The organism is Swaminathania salitolerans (assembly GCF_007988945.1).
Taxonomy (GTDB): Bacteria; Pseudomonadota; Alphaproteobacteria; order Acetobacterales; family Acetobacteraceae; genus Swaminathania; species Swaminathania salitolerans.
In genome coordinates this window covers 1-17,657 of the sequence record NZ_BJVC01000008.1, presented here as the reverse complement: position 1 = coordinate 17,657, position 17,657 = coordinate 1, and the positions used below count along the sequence as shown (strand labels likewise).

Genomic DNA, 17,657 nt, shown 5'->3' with positions numbered 1-17,657 from the left:
CGGAGGATGACAGCCGGGCGGCGCTCCTGAGGCCGATCGGCCGGACGGGCGTCGCCGTGCCCACCGACTCCCGAACCGGCACACAGGAACCGCTTTCCACAGGCACAGGGTCAGGCCGACACCGCTCCAGATTCTCCGGCCCCATCATGGAAACCGGCGCAGGCGGATTTTAAGGCAGGTCGGGAGGACCCCCACCTCCCGCAGGGAAAGGCGTCAGCGTATGGCGTCCAGAACGGTGGAAACGGTCAGGATCTGGGGGAGGATCGCTCCGTCGCGATGGGGGGCGTAATAGACATAGAGCGGCACGCCGTCACGGCCGTGATCGCGCAGAAAGGCGCTGATCGAGGGGTCGCGATTCGTCCAGTCGCCTTTCATGTAGACGATCCCCTTCTCGGCAAACGCCTTCTGCACCGGCGCCTTCTGCAGTGCCACGCGCTCATTCACCATACAGGTGATGCACCAGGCCGCCGTCATGTCGATGAACACCGGCTTTCCCTCCTTTCTCAGCGCTGTCAGCTTTTCAGGAGAGTATGGAACCGCTTTTTCCGCCGTCCCGTCTCCGCCGCGCATGGGCGGTGCCACCTCCTGCGGAACCTGCCATAGGGCAGCGCCGACAAGGACCAGAACCAGAACGGACAGAATACGGCCGGTCGTGACCGCGGCGGAGCCGCCAGCGATCATCGCCCGACGCTGCGCCAGACCGAACAGCCACCCCGCAAGTCCGATCCCGACTGCCCCCCCCAAAGCGATCGGCACGATCATCGCACCGCGCTGGATACAGGCGACCCAGAGCAGCCACACCGAGGTGGCGAGAAGCGGAAATGCGAGCGCCTGTTTCAGCACTGCCATCCATGCCCCCGGTTTCGGCATATGCCGTGCCAGAACCGGAATGGTCGCGATTGCGAGATAGGGTGCGGCCAGACCGAGCCCCATGGCAATGAAGATGATCATCCCCGACCAGGCCGGGCCACCCAGAGCCCCCGCGATGGCAGCCCCCATGAACGGCGCCGTGCAGGGCGTTGCCACGATAACGGCAAGCAACCCGGTCAGCATATCGCCCCATGGTCCGTGGCGCGGCACGACGTCCTGACCGAGGCGACCCGAGGTCACTTCGAATACGCCGAGCAGATTGAGCGCCATCGCGACCAGGAGCCAGGCCACACCTATGACGAAAACAGGTGACTGGAACTGGAACCCCCATCCCGCCGCGGATCCGACGCCGCGCAGCACGATCATGGCGGCGCCGAGCGCGGCAAAGCTGCCCATCACGCCCAGCGTATAGGCCAGGGCACTGCCGATCTGCGCCCTGCGGGCACTCCCCCCCAATCGGGCGAGAGAAAACGCCTTCATGGCAAGAACCGGGAAGACGCAGGGCATGAGATTGAGAATAAGCCCGCCCGCAAAAGCGAAAACCAGCATCCGCAAGAGGGACGGCGCAAGGGCCTCATGCGCCGCATCCTGTGCGTCCACCGGAGCCGCGCCACTGCCGCCAGCCCCCGCCGATCCGGCGGAGAGAGGCGCATCGATCCAGAGCGGCGTCTGCTGACCCGCATCGTCCTGCAAGACGACGATCCCCGAGAGATCATGCGGTTTTTCTGCACCTTCGACCCAGCGCAGATCGAGGCTGATCCGGCCGGGAGCCGTTGCGAGTTTCTGGGGCGCGACCTGATCGATCACGCCGCTCGCCGAAGGCATGAACCATGCCTTGTGAACGGATCGGGGCGAAAGCCCCTGTCCCTCGAGTTCGAGAACGCCATCCGGCGAGACGCTGGCGCGGAAAGGCGAGGGAACGGGACGCGCCTGCAGCGCATCGTGAAAAAGCCCGGCCTGGGGCGATGCGTCGCCCCGCATAGCGGGAGAGGGGCTGGCCCGATCCCTCGGGCCCTGATTCGCGGAGACATTACTCACGGGGGCCCGGTCCACGGGAAGCGTTACCGTGAAATCGCCGTGCTCCGGCACGCAGGTCGCGGCGCAGACGAGCCATTCGGCATGCGCCTTCAGGGTCACATGTCCGGACGCATCCCCGGAGGCCGGACCTGAGAGGTGCAGCTCCTGGGGCAGCAGGACGTCGCCTGTATAGGCGTAGGACATCAGCCCGCCTTCGCTGATGCGCACCGGGGTCGGGAACAGGATCCGACTGGCCTGCCCCGTCAGCGCGCCCGCCGCATCGGTCTCCAGACGTGGCGCCTCGCCTGCATCGCCCGGATTGAGCCAGTAGGTGTGCCAGCCCGGTTTGAGCTGCAGACGCAACCCCACACCCAGTGTCTCCCCGGGGGAAGCGCGATCGCGATCCGTGACCAGCGTCGCGGTGTCATGGGCGGTGATCACGGGCAGGCTTTCCGCTGCCCGGGCAGCGTGGCCCAGAAACGGCGCAAGAACGAAAACGAGCAGGGCGAGCGAACGCAGCATCGGTACGACCATGAAAGACAGAGGAATTTGCCGACCGCCCCATGGACGCGCCATACAGGTCATTATGACCGGTCCTGAATTGCCCGCCAATCTCATTTCGCTTCCCGTCCTTCCGGTTTCGGCAACGCTTCCCGAGCTGATCGCAACACTCGATGCCGGGCGCAATGCCGTCCTTGTCGCGCCACCGGGCGCAGGCAAGACAACATTGGTGCCGCTTCATCTTCTGCAAGCCCCGTGGCGACAGGACGGACGGCTGCTCGTGGTGGAACCCAGACGGGTCGCCGTGCGCAGTGCCGCCAGACGGATGGCGGCGCTTCTGGGGGAGGAAACGGGACGCACGGTCGGTTTCCGCACCCGCACCGATTCCGCAGTCAGCGCAGAGACCCGCATCGAGGTCGTCACCGAAGGGCTTCTGCTGCGTCGCCTTCTGGGCGATCCTCTGCTCGAGGGCGTGGCTGGCATCCTGTTCGACGAGGTGCATGAACGCTCGCTCGATCTCGACACGGTTCTTGCACTCGCCTGCGATCTGCAGCGCAGCCTGAGGCCGGAGCTTCGTCTCGTGGCCATGTCGGCCACCACCGATGGCCGCGCTTTCGCCTCCCTGCTCGATGCCACGCTCATCGAGAGCGAAGGGCGCGGATTTCCGCTCGACATCCGTCATGCCCCGAGGGACATCGCTGCCCTGCGCGATCTGCCCGAGGCTGTGGCGCGCGCCGTGCGCAGCCTTCTTGCCTCCGAGGACGGCGATATTCTCGCCTTTCTTCCCGGCGCGGGAGAAATCCGGCGCTGCGCCGCGCTCCTCTCCGATCTCGATCTCCGTATTCTTCCGCTCTATGGAGAGCTCGACACGCGGGAACAGGATCTGGCCCTCAGCCCGCAGACGGAACGGAAAGTGGTTCTCGCCACCTCGATTGCCGAGACCTCCCTCACCGTGCCGGGGGTACGGATCGTCGTCGATGGCGGTTTTCATCGCACGCCCCGGCTCGACCCCGGTTCGGGCCTGTCGCGTCTCGAGACGATACGCATATCGCGTGCGACCGCAACGCAGCGGGCCGGACGCGCCGGGCGTGAGGCACCGGGCATCGCCTATCGTCTGTGGACCGAAGCCACAGGCCGGAGTCTCGCCCTGCATGACCTGCCCGAAATTCTCTCGAGCGATCTCTCGGGTCACTGTCTCGATACTGCGGCCTGGCGCGAGGTCATGGGCACGGCGCCGGAAGCGCTTCCCCTGCTCGACCCGCCGCCATCGGGCGCCTGCCAGGCGGCCATCGCGCTGCTCCGGACGCTCGGCGCCCTCGACGACGATAGCCGTATCACCCCGCTCGGCAAGGCCATGGCACGGCTGGGCACCCAGCCGCGTCTGGCCGCCATGATGTGCGCGGCCCGATCGGGGCCGGAGAAAGCGACGGCCGCTCTTCTTGCGGCCCTGCTCGAGGAGCGCGACCCCTTGCGCATCCGCGTCGTTCCCGGACAGAAAAAGCCGCTCATCCCTGCCGATATCCACAATCGCCTCGCAGTGATCGAAGGGGACATGCCGCATCCCACGGCGGATCGGGCCAGTCTGGCACGTATCCGACAATCGGCTCAGCGATACCGGGCGCGTCTCGGCCTGAAACAGCGCATTGCCTACGATCCGGGATGCGTTGCCTCCCTTCTGGCTGCCGGTTTCCCCGACCGCGTCGCACAGGCGGCGGGCGAACGCGGACGCTACCGGCTCTCGGGCGGCGGGTCGGCGCGGCTTTCCGCAACGGATGGCCTCTGCGGGGAAACGCTGCTCGTGGCTCCGGCCCTCCATGTCCGTACGGCGACCGAGATCTGTCTTGCCGCCGCGCTCGATGCCGCCAACCTGCCCGGAACGCTCCTCGCCCGCATGAGCGAGCAGATCGAGACCGCGCTCGACCCCTCGACCGGCAGCGTCATCGCCCGCAAACGCCTGCGACTGGGAACACTGGTCCTGCGAGACCGTTCGGTCCCGGCAAGTCCGGAAGAAGCCCGCGCGCTCATTCTGTCGCGTATCCGTGCCGATCTGACGGGCAGCCTGCCCTGGACCGATGCCTGCCACCAGTTCCGCGCCCGTCTCGCTCTGGCACGCGCCTGTCTCGACGAAACCCTGCCCGATCTCGGCGATGAGGAACTCGGCGGAACGCTGGAGGAATGGCTCGCCCCCTATCTCGAGGGCGTGACCCGTCTCGCCCAGATCCAGACGCTCGATCTGCACGCGCTCCTGCGTCAGATCCTGCCCTATCCGGCGCTGAGGCAACTCGATCAGGATCTCCCGGCGTCTCTCACCCTCCCCGGTGGGACGGCGCGGATCGATTATTGCGCGCCCGTTCCTCTCGTTTCCGCCCGGGCGCAATCCTATTACGGTCTCAGGGAGACACCTCGCCTCGCCAACGGACGCGTCTCTCTACGCTTCGCGCTGCTTTCCCCTGCCGGACGCCCCCAGGCGATCACGGCCGATCTCGCTTCTTTCTGGTCCACGGGCTGGGCGGATATGCGCCGTGACATGCGGGGGCGATACCCCCGCCATGACTGGCCGGAGAATCCCGCCCTCGCCGCCCCGCCCGCGCGCAGACGCTAGGCTACGGATCGACCGATCCGGTCCTCTGGCACCAGTCCTCTGGCACCAGTCCTCTGGCAGCGGTCCTCCGGCACCGGTCCTCTACCACCGTTGCGAAAGAGTCAGGAAAAAGGCCCGACCGGGCGCCCAGGCGCAGGCCGTATCCCGCGTGCAGATCGCTACATAGCGACGATCCGCAATATTCGTTCCGTTGAGTTTCAGACGCGTGCGCCCGCGATCGAGATGCGCTTCCAGATCCCAGACGAGCTGCGAAGGCACCAGAAAAGTCGCTGGCAGGGCGCCTGCCGTATTGCCTGTATAGCGCATTCCGCTCCCGATACCGGCGTGCCACGGCCCTTCGAGCGCGACATCGCGACTGAGGAAGAACGAGGCCATATGCGACGGCACCGTCACCGGACGCTGCCCGATCCGGGCGACGACATTCGAGCGGGTCACGCGCGGGTCCTGCCAGGTGAAGCTTGCGATGAAATCGATCCCTCCCGGAAGCCGCCCGGAGCCCTCGCATTCGACGCCCCGGGTTCTCTGCTGTCCGGTCTGGACGCTGAAGGACGTGTTGACCGGATCCGGGGTCAGGACATTGTTTTCGGTCAGCGAGAAGACATCGGCCGTCAGCATGAGATCGTCCAGACCGCGCAGCGGCGCGGGGCGATATTTCACGCCCGCCTCGATCTGCCGCCCGGTCATGGGAACGAAGGCCTTGCCCGACACATCCGTGCCGGTGACCGGCTGGAACGACGTCGCATAGGAGATATAGGGATTCAGACCCGCACCCGAACGATAGACCAGCCCCACCCTTCCGGTGAACGCGTCGTTTTCCTGCGGGGTTCTTCCCCCGCTCCGGTTGTCCACCGTCAGACCCTGCGTGAAATCGCCCCGCCCCGAAAGGGTCAGGAACCATCGCCCGAACCGGGACTGATCCTGAACATAGAGCCCTGTATCGGTTCCGGTCTGGTTGGTGCTGATCGTCGAGGCATAGGCGGGCCAGACGATCCTGCGATATCGGGGTGCATAGAGATCGAGCGACGGCGCCGCTCTCTGTCCACGCCGGTTGGCGAGAAAATCGCTCCGGAAATCGATGCCGGTCAGAACGGTATGATGCAGCAATCCCGTCGCGAATGTGGCGACCGAACGCGTATCGAGCGTGACCGTGTTGTAGTTGCCCTGCTGGTTCAGCGCACGACGGGCGATCTCTCTCTGGCTCGCGGACAGCCCGGTCGTCGTCACGAAACGGTAGAGAACATCGAGATGAGCGTATCGCATGTTCTGGACGATGGACCAGTGCGGCAGGATCTCATGCGCGAAGTGATACCCCACCGCCGCCTGTCGCTTGGAATACACGTCGTAATCGGCATCGCTGGTCAGGATATTGCGAGCGATCCGCCCCCAGCGGGACGGAAATACCGTTCCCGATGCCGGAAGGAACTGCGCCGTCGATCCCGCATCGAGCTGTTCGAAACTGGACAGAAGCGTAAAGACCGTCTCCCGGTCCGGGCGCCAGCTCAGAGCGGGCGCCACATAGATCTCGTTGTTCCTGATATTGCGTGCATAGCTGCCGGATTTGCGGATCAGACCGTTCAGCCGCCACAGCCAGGCCTTGTCGCCATCGAACGCACCGCCCAGATCTGCCGCGCCCTGAACGCGGCCATAGGCACCCGTCTGGAACGATAGCTCATCGGTCTGGTCCGGGCGCGGACGCTTGCTGACGGCGTTGACGATCCCGCCGAGCTGCCCCGATCCGTACAGGGCCGAAGAGGCCCCACGCAGGACATCCATTTCTTCCAGCCCCCAGGGTTCGATGCTGAAGGATTGTGCGCTACTCGCATCCGGTGCCCGCGTGCCATCGAGATAGATATCGGGCGAAAATCCCCGGATCGTGCCGAAATATCCGCGAGGATCGTCCTTGGAGCCGTAATCGGAAACACCGGCCGTATAACGGATCGCCTCGGAGAGCGTGCGTGCATTGAGTAACGTCATGCGCTGGCGGGTGATGACCGTGACGTTCTGGGGGATCAGCTCGAGCGGCGTGTCGCTCTTTGTCGCAGCTTGCGTCGCACGGGCGAGAAAAGGCGGGCGCCGCCCCGAGACCCGGATCGTCTCCCGGACCGGCCTGCGTGGCGCCAGCGGATCGGTGTCGGACCCGGAATCGGAGTCAGACCCGGAATCCGACCCGGAATCGGATCGGGTTTCCGGCTCCGTCCCCTCTCCGGGCCCGATAGCGGTCCCGCGCGAGGCATGAGCCGGGGCGTCTGTTTCATCGCCTCGATCGCTCCCGGCAAACGCACAGGCCGGTGCGACCAGAAGACATACGGACACAGCCAGACTCCGGCGTAACGAGACGATCATCATATCCCTGCAACAAGACGCGGATCGCCCTCAAATGAGAACGACTATCATTTGCGTAATGCGCGAATAGAATGCCTCATCGCACCTGTCAATCGACCCGGGCGTCGTAGCGCCGGGTATGTCCGCCCTGCCCCCGTTTCAGGAGATCCGTCTTTCTCTGAGGCGTTCGAGCAGCACGCAAAGCGGATGATCGAGGGACCGTCCGCGGAACCGCTCGACCTGGCTCCGGCAGGAATAGCCGCTCGCAAGAACGCGCAGCGTCCTGTCCCGGTCGAGATGAGGCCCCCAGGACTGCTCGAAAATCACGCGCGACGTTTCCACATTGCGCGCTTCATGGCCGAACGTGCCCGACATGCCGCAGCATCCGGTCTTGCCGATGGCGAGCGGGACGCCAACCCGCCCGAAAAGATCCTGCCAGGCCGCGCCGGAACCCGTCAGGGCCGTTTTTTCGGTGCAATGCCCGAGATAGACATACGCCGTCCCGTCCCGATCGCCCTGCGCGGGCAAGACGGGCAGAACGTCCTGCAGCCATTCCTGCGGAAGCAGCACATCGGGCACGGTCCCGACCCCGGCGAGCTTCCGGTATTCCTGCCGGTAGATGAGCGTCATTGCAGGATCGAGCCCGACGATCGGCACATTGGCCGAGGCAAGACCGCGCAGCCAGGCGGCATTACGGCGCGCCTGCCATGCGAAAAGCCCGAGAAACCCGTGAACGTGAAGCGGCTTTCCGCTGGCGAGGCTCTCCGCCAGATAGACCTGCTGGCCGCAGCGCGCCGCAAGCTCCACGAAAGCGGATACGAGACCCGGCTCGAAATGCCGGGTGAACATATCGGGCAGGAGCACGACCGACCGGCTCCGCTCCCCCGGGCTGAGAAGCGCGAGACGTTCGGGAGTTGCGGGGAGGACGTTCCATCTCCGGCATGTTTCCGTCAGCGTCGCCCGGCCCATCGAGGGCATGTCGACAAGGCCGAGGCAACGCGCCACGAAGCGCTTCATCGGCGCGAAACCGGCTGCGACATTGTAGATCCGCGAGACCTTCGAAAGGACCGGCAGACCGTATTCGATGAAACCGACCGCGTAATCGCGCAGGGGGCGCGCGTAGCGTCTGTGATAGAGAGCGAGAAAACGCGCGCGGAAATCGGGCACATCCACCTTCACCGGACACTGGCTCGTGCAGGATTTGCAGGCGAGACAGGTCGCGAGGCTGTCATAGAGCCGGTGCGAGAAATCCTGCGGCGCGTGCGCGCGGCGGCGGAACGTCGCCGGAATGGCCCGCACTGCCGACCGGATGGGCCGCGCGATCGAGAGCCGCTCGAGCGCGGCGATATCCGCGCCCGAGCGGCTCTGCAGACGCACCCATTCGCGGAAAAGCGAGGCCCGTCCCTTCGGGGAAAACCGCCTGTCCCGCGTCGCCTTCCAGGACGGGCACATCGGATCGTCCTGATCGTAGTTGAAACAGGCGCCGTTACCGTTGCAATGCATCGCGGCCCCGAAACCTTTCCAGACAGGATCGGGGATCTGGCGATCCTGATCGCCGCGAAACGGAACCCGGTCGATCTGCAACAGGCCGCCCGTCTCCTCCTGCTGCGCTTCCGGTGTCGCGATCTTGCCCGGATTGAGCTGGTTGAAAGGGTCGAACACCGTCTTGATGCGCTGCAGAGAGGGATAGAGCGGCCCGAAAACGGCAGGAACATATTCGGAGCGCACACCCTTGCCGTGTTCTCCCCAGAGCAGCCCGCCATAGCGACGCGTGAGAGCGAACACAGCATCGCTCAGCGGGCGAATGAGCGCAGCCTGTGCCGGATCGCGCATATCCAGAAGCGGTCGGACATGGAGCACACCCGCATCGACATGGCCGAACATGCCATAATCGAGCCCGTATGCGTCGAGCAGGGCCCGGAATTCCTCGATGAACGCCGCAAGCCGTTCCGGTGGGACCGCCGTGTCCTCGACGAAAGGCTGCGGGCGCGCCTCTCCCTGGACATTGCCCAGAAGCCCGACCGCACGCTTGCGCATGGCGTAGACCCGGGCGACCGCGTTCCGTCCCTCGGCGAGCGTATGCCCCCGTCTGCGTACGGTTCCGTCCTGCCGCAGATGCACGAGAAAGGCCTCGACCGTCTCTCTCAGCGCGGCAGCGTCGTGACCGGCAAACTCGACGAGATTGATCCCCTGCGCCGGGCCGGCCTCGTCCTGGGGGAAATACGCCTCGACCGAATCCCAGATGAAATCCTGCATGGCGAGGCCGAGAACCCTGGAGTCGATCGTCTCGATGGAAAGCGGCCTGAGGGCGATCAGCGCGCGCGCGTCGCGCAGCGCATCCATGAAGCTGTCGTAGCGGATATTGACGAGAATGGAATGCGTCGGGATCTCGAGAAGCGACAGCTTCGCCTCGGCCAGGAATCCGAGCGTTCCCTCGGATCCGCAGAGGAGACCGGTCAGATCGAACCGCCCTTCGTCATCGCGCAGATGACGCAGATCATATCCGGTCAGGCAGCGATTCAGAGGGGGAAAGACACGGGCGATCGTCTCTTTCTCGGCCTCCCAGATATCGGCCACGCATCCGACGATCTCGGCCACACGTCCCGTGCCGGATCTCAGCCCGGCAAGGGCGGCCTCGTCGCAGGGGCCGGTCTCGAGACTCTCTCCCCCGAGCAGAACCGTCGAAACCGAAAGAACATGATCGCGCGTCTTGCCGTAGGTACAACTGCCCTGCCCGCTCGCATCCGTGCTGATCATGCCCCCGATCGTGGCGCGATTGGATGTCGAGAGTTCAGGCGCGAAGAAGAGGCCATGCGCCGCGACGGCCGCATTGAGCTGATCCTTCACGACGCCGGGTTCGACCCGGACCCATTTTCCCACCGGATCGATCTCGAGGATCCGGTTCATGTGACGGGACAGATCCACCACGATACCCGCGGTCAGGGACTGCCCGTTCGTACCGGTGCCCCCTCCGCGCGGCGCCAGAACCACCGAACGGAAACGCGCCTCTCCCGCCAGACGTGCCAACCGGACGAGATCCGGGCGATGACGGGGAAAGACAACCGCCTCGGGATGACGCTGATAGATCGAGTTATCGGTCGCATGAACGAGGCGCACATCGTGACCTGTCTCGATCTCGCCCTCGAATCCCTCTTCCTTCAGGGCCTCGAGAAAAGAGACGTGATTCGCGTCATTTCCCGGAACCTGATCGAGAACCGCTATCATGTTCATGGCAACCCATCCCCGGGACACTCGCAAGGAATGCGCCGGTAGATCCCCGGAGACGGAACCCCGGAGTCACGAAAGGCGCGGCACCGGATTAGCCCGAAGCCGCGCCGAGCGATAGAGCGCCGCGCCCGCTCACGAACGGGTGAGAACAGCGAGCGCCCGTCTCTCATGGGTGATCCCCGCGCGCAGATGCCCGTGCGCACAGAGCCGCTCGCCCTCATGCTCGAGATACATGGCCTGGCTGATGACAGAGCCCGGAATATCGGAAGCCCTGTGCAGGGTGTTGTGCACCTTGCGGGAGAGGGAGCGGCAGTATTCCAGTGTGTCGCTGGTGACCGCCATAGGGGTCTTTTCGTCCTCGACCATATCGGTCGGGATCGGTTTTGCCATGTCTTCTGCCTCGGCCGCTTTCGCAATGCCGAGCGCACAGATCAGACCGGACAGGCAGAGGACTGCGACGAAACCATGGGCCATGAAGTTGTACTAATCATGTCCACATTACTGCCCTGTGGTGGATACATGAAGACTTGGTTAAGTCTATGACAGGATTTCGCCCCATCGCGCCGCCCGGGCCCTGTCAGGCCGTGTCAGGCCGATGCCGGCTCCTCGACGGGCAGACTCAGCACGACACGCAGCCCGCGCTGCAACGGTTCGAGGCTGAGGCTGCCACCATGGAGCTGGGCCACGGCCTGCACCAGAGACAGGCCTAGTCCCGCACCGGGGGTATTGCGCGCCTGATCGGCCCGGAAGAACCGCTCCGAAGCGCGCATGAGATCGTCCTCCGACATGCCGGGTCCCTCATCGGTCACGCTGATACGGACCAGCGCGCCGGACACGCTCGCCCGGAGCGTCACCGTCGTCCCTGCGGGCGAGAACTTGATGGCATTGTCGATCATATTGGCGACTGCCTGCTGTATCAGGCGGGAATCGCCGTGAAAACGCAGACGGGGAGGAAGATCGAGAGCGATCTGAAGCCCGGCCTCTTCCGCCGTGGCCTCGTAGAGTTCGGCGATGTCGTGCAGCGGCCTGATGAGATCGGTCGTCTCGAATGCAGCGCGGCGGGCTCCGGCCTCGATCTGGGCGATACGCATCAGCGCATCGAAGACCGAGGTCACATGATCCAGATCCGCTACCGCCCGGAAAATCGCCTCATGCATCTCCTCGGTCGTGCGCGCATGAAGCGCTGCATCTTCCAGACGATTGCGGGCGCGGGTGATCGGTGTCCTGAGATCGTGCGCGATCGAATTGGAGACCTGTTTCACCCCTTCCATGAGTCGTGAGATCCGGTCGAGCATACGGTTGATCGAATGGGCCACCAGATCCACGTCGTTCCCGACGAGCGGCATCCTCTGGCGCATATCGCCGGTCGCGAGCGCGGTGGTGGTGCGGGCGATCGAACTCAGGATCCGCTTGAATATGCCGCGCACCACCCAGGCGCCGCCGACCGCCAGCGCCGTCACCATCAGCCACGACCACAGGAAGGTTTCGGTCAGAACCCGCCGCAGGATATCGCGCCCCCGGATGTCGCGCCCGACGAGCAGTTGCAGCCCATCGGGCAGGATATAGGCATGGAGCGCCGCCGTGGCCGTATTGCCTGCACGGCTGATCTTCAGCGTATAGAAGCGATCTGCCCGCTGCACGGCTTCGGGCCAGGCGGGCATGTTGCCCGCCAGCCTCTTTCCTCCGGGCGTGATGAGGAGATAGAGATCCTGATCCTCGACATCCTGATCGAGGCGATCCTGGATGGCGCGTTGCAGGCTCGGAAGACCGCCCTGCATCCAGCGCTCGGCAAGGCCGTGCGCGTCGGCGTCCACGGCCTGTCCCACCTCGCGCTCGAGCGCCCCGATCGTGTGCCACCAGAGAAAGGTCAGGAACAGCGTGGCGGAGAGAGCGAAAACCAGACCGTAGGCCAGGGAGAACCCCAGTCCTGCAGAACGGAACCGCCAGGCGCGCTTCCACCATAATCTGAGCATGGGAAAGCGCGAGAGGCTGAACCTCATGAAAACGACCTGTCCCGATCAGTTGGCGCGCAGGATATAGCCCGCGTTGCGAATCGTATGGATCAGCGCGGTCTCGAAAGGCTTGTCCACCTTCTGCCGCAGCCGCGAGACATGCACGTCGATGACGTTGGTCTGCGGGTCGAAATGATAGTCCCATACGCGCTCGAGCAGCATCGTGCGCGTCACGACCTGGCCTGCATGGCGCATCAGGAACTCGAGCAGCCGGAACTCCCGCGGTTGCAGGTCGATCTTCTCTTCGCCTCTCTTCACCGTCCGGGACAGGAGATCCATCTCGAGATCGGCCACCACGAGTTTCGTCTGCGGCGCCTGTTCGGCGCTGCCACGGCGGGCAAGCGCTTCCACGCGCGCAAGAAGCTCGGAGAAGGCGAACGGCTTGGTCATGTAATCGTCGCCGCCAGCCTTGAGCCCGGCCACGCGCTCATCCACATCGGCCAGAGCGGATAGCAGCAGGACCGGGGTCGCGTTGTTCTGTGCGCGAAGCGTCTCCAGAATACGCAGACCGTCTATGCCGCCCGGCAACATACGGTCGAGAATCATGATATCGAAATTCTCGCTCACGGCGAGAAACAGACCGTCCTTGCCGTTATCGGCTTCCTCGACGAGATGTCCGGTTTCCTTCAGACCCTTGACGATGAAGCTTCTGACGGTTGGATCATCCTCGACAAGCAGAATACGCATGGTCAGTCCTCGACTCCAGCGGGTGGGATTCCCACCCCTCACTTTACAGTGACCTCATTATCTTTCAGTTACGCCTCAGAAGAAAGGGCTGTGTGGTCATTCATCCACATCCGGGGGACGTTTGCCGACCGGCAGAACGATCACTTTGGTTTTCCCCTTGCGGATTACCGAGAAAGTAACGGCGCTGCCCGGCTTGTCCGCCGCCACGATGCGAAGCAGGGCGCGCCCGTTCTGGACTGGCGCCCCGTTGATGGCGATCACCTTGTCCCCTTTCAGAAGCCCGCCCTTCATCGCCGGCCCGTTCCGGTCGACATCGACGAGCACGACCGATCCGTCTCCGTCATCGAGCGTAACGCCGAGCCAGCCGTGATCGACATGGCCGGTCCGGCGGATCTCGTCGACGATGGGCGCGACGATTTCGGACGGGATTCCGAAGCCTATCCCCACCGAGCCGCCTGCAGGGGAAACCATGGCGGCATTCACGGCAACGACCTGACCTCTCATGTTGAAGGCAGGACCGCCGGAATTGCCCGGATTGATCGGAGCGTCCAGCTGCAGGAAATCGTCGAGCGATCCCGCTCCGAGATCGCGCCCCCGTGCGGAGACGATCCCTGCGCTGACCGACGATCCGAATCCGAACGGATTGCCTGCGACGAGAATCCAGTCGCCGACATTGACCTTGTGACTGTCTCCCCAGGTGACATAGGGGAGAGGCTTGGGCGACTCCACCTTGATCACCGCGATATCGGTCAGGGCATCGACGCCGATCAGCTTCGCCGGAAGCTCCTGACCGTTCGAGAGGGAGACCGTCACGTTATCCGCGTCACCGACGACATGATCGTTGGTCACGATGATGCCCGAGGGATCGATAATGAAACCGGATCCCGCCCCGAGAATTTCCTCCTGATGGCGTTGCATCTTCTCACGGTAGCGCTTCTCGAGCGGCGTCCCCCTGATCTGCGCAGGAATCCTGCCCCCGCCTTCGCTGCTGATCTGTGTGATCGCGATATTCACGACGGCCGGAATGACCCGCTGGACCAGAGGCGCGAAGGACAGGGGCCCGGATTGCACGAGAACGGGCGGCAATGCGGGCGTGCCGTCGGGAACCGGGGCCTGGGGCGGTATCTGGACAGTCTTGGCCGAGGGCACCGCAGGTATGGCCGGATGACTCGGCGGATGGGGCGGATGCGGCAGGAATTTCTCGAGAAAGGCAGGCAGGGCAGAGGCCTGCGCGACACCGAACGCGGCAAGCACGAGCAAGGCGAGAACAAGACGCATCACAAAACCACGATCGGGACGAAGAGCTGGGTCATGCGGGCACGATAGCGCAGAAACATCCGAATGCCATCTCTCTTCCCCCTGACCGGCATCTCTCCCGCGCCCTGTTCCCGCGCCCCTGTTCCCGCGCCTCCTGCGCTCTGCCCTCCGGCCCCCGTCCTGCGCCGGATGCCCGGCATTGCCAAGAGCGACACCCGATGGCAGGACAGGACGAGACGGATACCGGAAGGATCGTGACAGCGGGCCGGGTCTCCTGTCCGGCGAAAACGTCTTCTGGCGGATTGGTAATGCTTCATGCTCAGTGACTTCACATTCGGTCGGGTTGCGATCGTGGGAGACCTTCTCCTCGACTGCTACGTTCATGGCTCGGTCGATCGCATTTCCCCTGAAGCACCGGTGCCGGTCCTGCTCAGAGCGCAGCATAGTGCCGTTCCGGGCGGTGCGGCCAATGTCGCCATGAATGCCGCAGCCCTCGGATGCGCCGTCACCCTCGTGGGGCTGGTCGGCGCGGATCAGGCCGCACAGGATCTCGACCGGGCGATCCGGGACCGGAGCGATATCGATCTTTCGCTCGTCGTCCCGGACGGGGGCTGGACGACCATCACCAAGACGCGCGTGCTGAGCGGACGACAACAGATCGTCCGTATAGACGACGAACCGAATGTGAGCATGACTCCGGCCATGGAGGCGAAGCTGATCTCCGCCGCGCGCGAGGCGGTGAGCAGGGCGGATGTCGTCATCTGTTCGGATTATGCGAAGGGTGTCCTGAGCGATGCCGTTCTGGACGCGATCATGGAAACCGCACGCTTGCGGGGCGTGCCTGTCGTGGTCGATCCCAAACGCAGGGATTTCTCGGCTTACCGGGGTGCCTATCTGATCACGCCGAACCGGAGCGAACTTGCGGCGGCAACGGGGCTGCCGGTACGCAACGACGCCGAAATCCGCATCGCGACGCAAGCCGCACAATCCCGCTTCGGGGGAAACGTGCTCGTGACGCGCTCCGAGGAAGGGATGACCCTGCTCGAGACCGATGGCGCACTGACCCATGCCCATGTCCGCAAATCCGAGGTCTTCGATGTTTCGGGCGCAGGCGATACGGTGGTCGCGACGATCGCGAGCATGATATCGGCTGGAGAGGATCTCAGGACGGCCATGGTCATTGCGACCAGCGCTGCCTCGATCGTCGTCGGCAAGCTCGGTACGGCCACGGTTTCGCGCGCCGAACTCAGCGCGGCTCTGAAATCGGAGATCGCCGATGACAGTGTGTTCGCAACCCGGGACGATGCGGTCGAGACGATCGAGGCATGGCGCCAGCACGGCGCACGGATCGTTTTCACGAATGGTTGTTTCGATCTGCTCCACCCCGGCCATGTGGCGCTGATCCGCGCTGCGGCACAGCATGGGGACAAGCTCGTCGTTGCCCTGAACAGCGATGCCTCCGTCCGGCGTCTCAAGGGACCGGAACGCCCCCTGCAGGACCAGACGGCCCGCGCCACCGTCATGGGCGCGCTGCGCGATGTGGATCTCGTCGTCATCTTCGACGAGGATACGCCCTATGAGACGATACGCGCGCTCAGACCCGACGTTCTGGTCAAGGGGGCCGACTATACCGAGGATGAGGTCGTCGGTGCCGATCTCGTCAGATCCGGCGGCGGTCGCGTCGTGCTCGCCGATCTGGTATCAGGTCGATCGACGACTTCGATCGTCAGTAAAATCAAGAAGAGAACGCCGGCCGGAGCCAGTATGGCCGATCCGGGCGACCATTGAGGCCGAAATTCCAGGTAAATGACGAGCAGCACCCCTCAGCAAGTCCGTACTCCCCAGACACTCTGGCGCGAATGGCTGGTCGACAAGGCGCTGCCTCTCTGGCGTGAGGCAGGTTTCGATACGAAACGCCGCCTGTTTCATGAAAGACTCGACTGGCAGGCCGGACCGGTTCGCCTCGGCGCCCTGCGACTCATGGTTCAGGCCCGCCAGATCGCGACCTATTGCCGGGCAACGATCGACACGTTGCATGACGGCATGGATCAGGCACTCACATGTCTGGACACGGTCGAGGCGCTCTATCATCGCGGAGACGGTTCGGCAGGCTGGGTCTTTTCCGTAAATCCCGAAGGACGCCCTGCCAGCACAAAACGCGATCTGTACGCCCATGCCTTCATTCTTTTCGCCTATGGCTGGGCCATACGCATGGCCGATCGCCCCGAAGATCGCAAAATGGCCCGACTGATTGCCGAAGAGATCGATCTGATCTTCACCGCACCCAATGAAGGCTATCTGGACAGCATTCCGGACAGCGGAACGCTTCGCAGCCAGAACCCCCATATGCATCTTCTGGAAGCCTATCTCGCGGTTTTCGAAGCCACGGGCGATGCATTCTATCTGGAGCGCGCCCGTAAACTGATCGATCTGGCCAGAACGCGTCTGATCGACCGGAGCTCTGGCCTGTTGCTCGAATTTTTCGATTACCGCTGGACGCCTCTGAAGGCAGGAGGACAGAATCAGGTACAGCCCGGGCATCTCTTCGAATGGAGCTGGCTGCTGCGTGACTATGCGCGGCTGTCCCGCTGCGACGAAGCGGATCGTTCATGGCTGCTCGAGACGGCCGAAGGATTGTTCCGGGCCGGTTTCGTCAGCGGATGCGACATGTCGACCTCCCGCGTATACGATTCGATGACCGAAAACAGGGTTATCACAGGGCACGCGTCACGGATCTGGGCGCAGACCGAATTACTGCGTCTCCTGCATGGCGCGCCTTATTCAATGACGCATGGCAACGAAGCAGATCGTTTCGCGCATGGTTTTCTGGAACGTTTCGCACCGGAGAGGCTCAATGGCGGCTGGATCGATCACATCGACGCAAATGGCGAGCCCCTTGTCGACTACATGCCTGCGAGCTCTTTCTACCACATCTATGGCGCGGGCCGTCAGATCGTTCTGAAGTAAGGGCTCTGCCCCGCGCCGCTCCGGCCTGGATCCTGTCTGGCTGGACGCACGCCCGATGAAGCCTATCACGACATGCCGAGTTCATCGGGGCCGGGATTGGCCCTCAACCCGGTGGCCAGGAGCAACGCCATCAAACAGGCGATACGCCTTGTTCGACGCGCTTGTGCACGAGATGCAACAGCATCGTCTGCTGA

General features: G+C 64.1%; 10 protein-coding genes. 3 read left to right on the top strand and 7 right to left on the bottom strand.

What is annotated here, in order from left to right:
• Window positions 1-213: 213 nt before the first annotated feature.
• Window positions 214-2,472 carry a protein-disulfide reductase DsbD family protein gene (locus SSA02_RS12375; protein WP_306345089.1) on the bottom strand — a complete coding sequence of 753 codons (2,259 nt, stop codon included), beginning with the start codon at window positions 2,470-2,472 and terminating at the stop codon, window positions 214-216.
• Window position 2,473: 1 nt separating this feature from the next.
• Here SSA02_RS12375 and hrpB point away from each other — a divergent pair, with 1 nt between their 5' ends.
• A complete protein-coding gene (gene hrpB, locus SSA02_RS12370; protein WP_147094400.1) occupies window positions 2,474-4,990 on the top strand; it encodes an ATP-dependent helicase HrpB in 2,517 nt (838 codons plus the stop codon).
• Window positions 4,991-5,071: 81 nt separating this feature from the next.
• Here hrpB and SSA02_RS12365 read toward each other — a convergent pair whose 3' ends face one another.
• The 6 genes from SSA02_RS12365 to SSA02_RS12340 all read right to left on the bottom strand — a co-directional run bounded on the left by SSA02_RS12365 (window position 5,072) and on the right by SSA02_RS12340 (window position 14,517).
• Window positions 5,072-7,303, bottom strand: a complete 2,232-nt coding sequence (locus SSA02_RS12365; protein ID WP_246103909.1) for a TonB-dependent siderophore receptor — start codon at window positions 7,301-7,303, stop codon at window positions 5,072-5,074.
• A gap of 168 nt (window positions 7,304-7,471) precedes the next feature.
• The gene (ydiJ, locus tag SSA02_RS12360) at window positions 7,472-10,543 is read right to left on the bottom strand and encodes a D-2-hydroxyglutarate dehydrogenase YdiJ (protein ID WP_246103908.1); all 3,072 of its coding nucleotides are present in this window, start codon (window positions 10,541-10,543) and stop codon (window positions 7,472-7,474) included.
• Window positions 10,544-10,672: 129 nt separating this feature from the next.
• Complete coding sequence (locus SSA02_RS12355; RefSeq protein WP_147094399.1) at window positions 10,673-11,014, bottom strand: hypothetical protein; 342 nt, start codon at window positions 11,012-11,014, stop codon at window positions 10,673-10,675.
• Between the two features lie 113 nt (window positions 11,015-11,127).
• On the bottom strand, window positions 11,128-12,540 hold the full coding sequence (locus tag SSA02_RS12350) for a HAMP domain-containing sensor histidine kinase (protein WP_246103907.1): 1,413 nt from the start codon (window positions 12,538-12,540) through the stop codon (window positions 11,128-11,130).
• 18 nt (window positions 12,541-12,558) lie between these two features.
• Window positions 12,559-13,239, bottom strand: coding sequence for a winged helix-turn-helix domain-containing protein (locus SSA02_RS12345; protein ID WP_147094398.1), 681 nt, complete (start codon window positions 13,237-13,239; stop codon window positions 12,559-12,561).
• A gap of 96 nt (window positions 13,240-13,335) precedes the next feature.
• Complete coding sequence (locus SSA02_RS12340; protein WP_147094397.1) at window positions 13,336-14,517, bottom strand: S1C family serine protease; 1,182 nt, start codon at window positions 14,515-14,517, stop codon at window positions 13,336-13,338.
• A gap of 294 nt (window positions 14,518-14,811) precedes the next feature.
• Here SSA02_RS12340 and rfaE1 point away from each other — a divergent pair, with 294 nt between their 5' ends.
• Both rfaE1 and SSA02_RS12330 read left to right on the top strand, forming a co-directional pair.
• Window positions 14,812-16,284 carry a D-glycero-beta-D-manno-heptose-7-phosphate kinase gene (gene rfaE1, locus SSA02_RS12335; RefSeq protein WP_147094396.1) on the top strand — a complete coding sequence of 491 codons (1,473 nt, stop codon included), beginning with the start codon at window positions 14,812-14,814 and terminating at the stop codon, window positions 16,282-16,284.
• 18 nt (window positions 16,285-16,302) lie between these two features.
• Window positions 16,303-17,463: an AGE family epimerase/isomerase gene (locus tag SSA02_RS12330; RefSeq protein ID WP_147094395.1), complete on the top strand. Its 1,161-nt coding sequence runs from the start codon at window positions 16,303-16,305 to the stop codon at window positions 17,461-17,463.
• The last annotated feature ends 194 nt before the right edge of the window (window positions 17,464-17,657 follow it).

Excerpts from the sequence above, each read along its gene's own strand:
- ydiJ (WP_246103908.1), bottom strand. The coding sequence starts at position 10,543 with ATGAACATGATAGCGGTTCTCGATCAGGTTCCGGGAAATGACGCGAAT.
- SSA02_RS12330 (WP_147094395.1), top strand. The coding sequence starts at position 16,303 with ATGACGAGCAGCACCCCTCAGCAAGTCCGTACTCCCCAGACACTCTGG.
- SSA02_RS12355 (WP_147094399.1), bottom strand. The coding sequence starts at position 11,014 with ATGGCCCATGGTTTCGTCGCAGTCCTCTGCCTGTCCGGTCTGATCTGT.
- SSA02_RS12375 (WP_306345089.1), bottom strand. The coding sequence starts at position 2,472 with ATGACCTGTATGGCGCGTCCATGGGGCGGTCGGCAAATTCCTCTGTCT.
- SSA02_RS12350 (WP_246103907.1), bottom strand. The coding sequence starts at position 12,540 with ATGAGGTTCAGCCTCTCGCGCTTTCCCATGCTCAGATTATGGTGGAAG.
- SSA02_RS12340 (WP_147094397.1), bottom strand. The coding sequence starts at position 14,517 with ATGCGTCTTGTTCTCGCCTTGCTCGTGCTTGCCGCGTTCGGTGTCGCG.
- SSA02_RS12345 (WP_147094398.1), bottom strand. The coding sequence starts at position 13,239 with ATGCGTATTCTGCTTGTCGAGGATGATCCAACCGTCAGAAGCTTCATC.
- hrpB (WP_147094400.1), top strand. The coding sequence starts at position 2,474 with ATGACCGGTCCTGAATTGCCCGCCAATCTCATTTCGCTTCCCGTCCTT.
- rfaE1 (WP_147094396.1), top strand. The coding sequence starts at position 14,812 with ATGCTCAGTGACTTCACATTCGGTCGGGTTGCGATCGTGGGAGACCTT.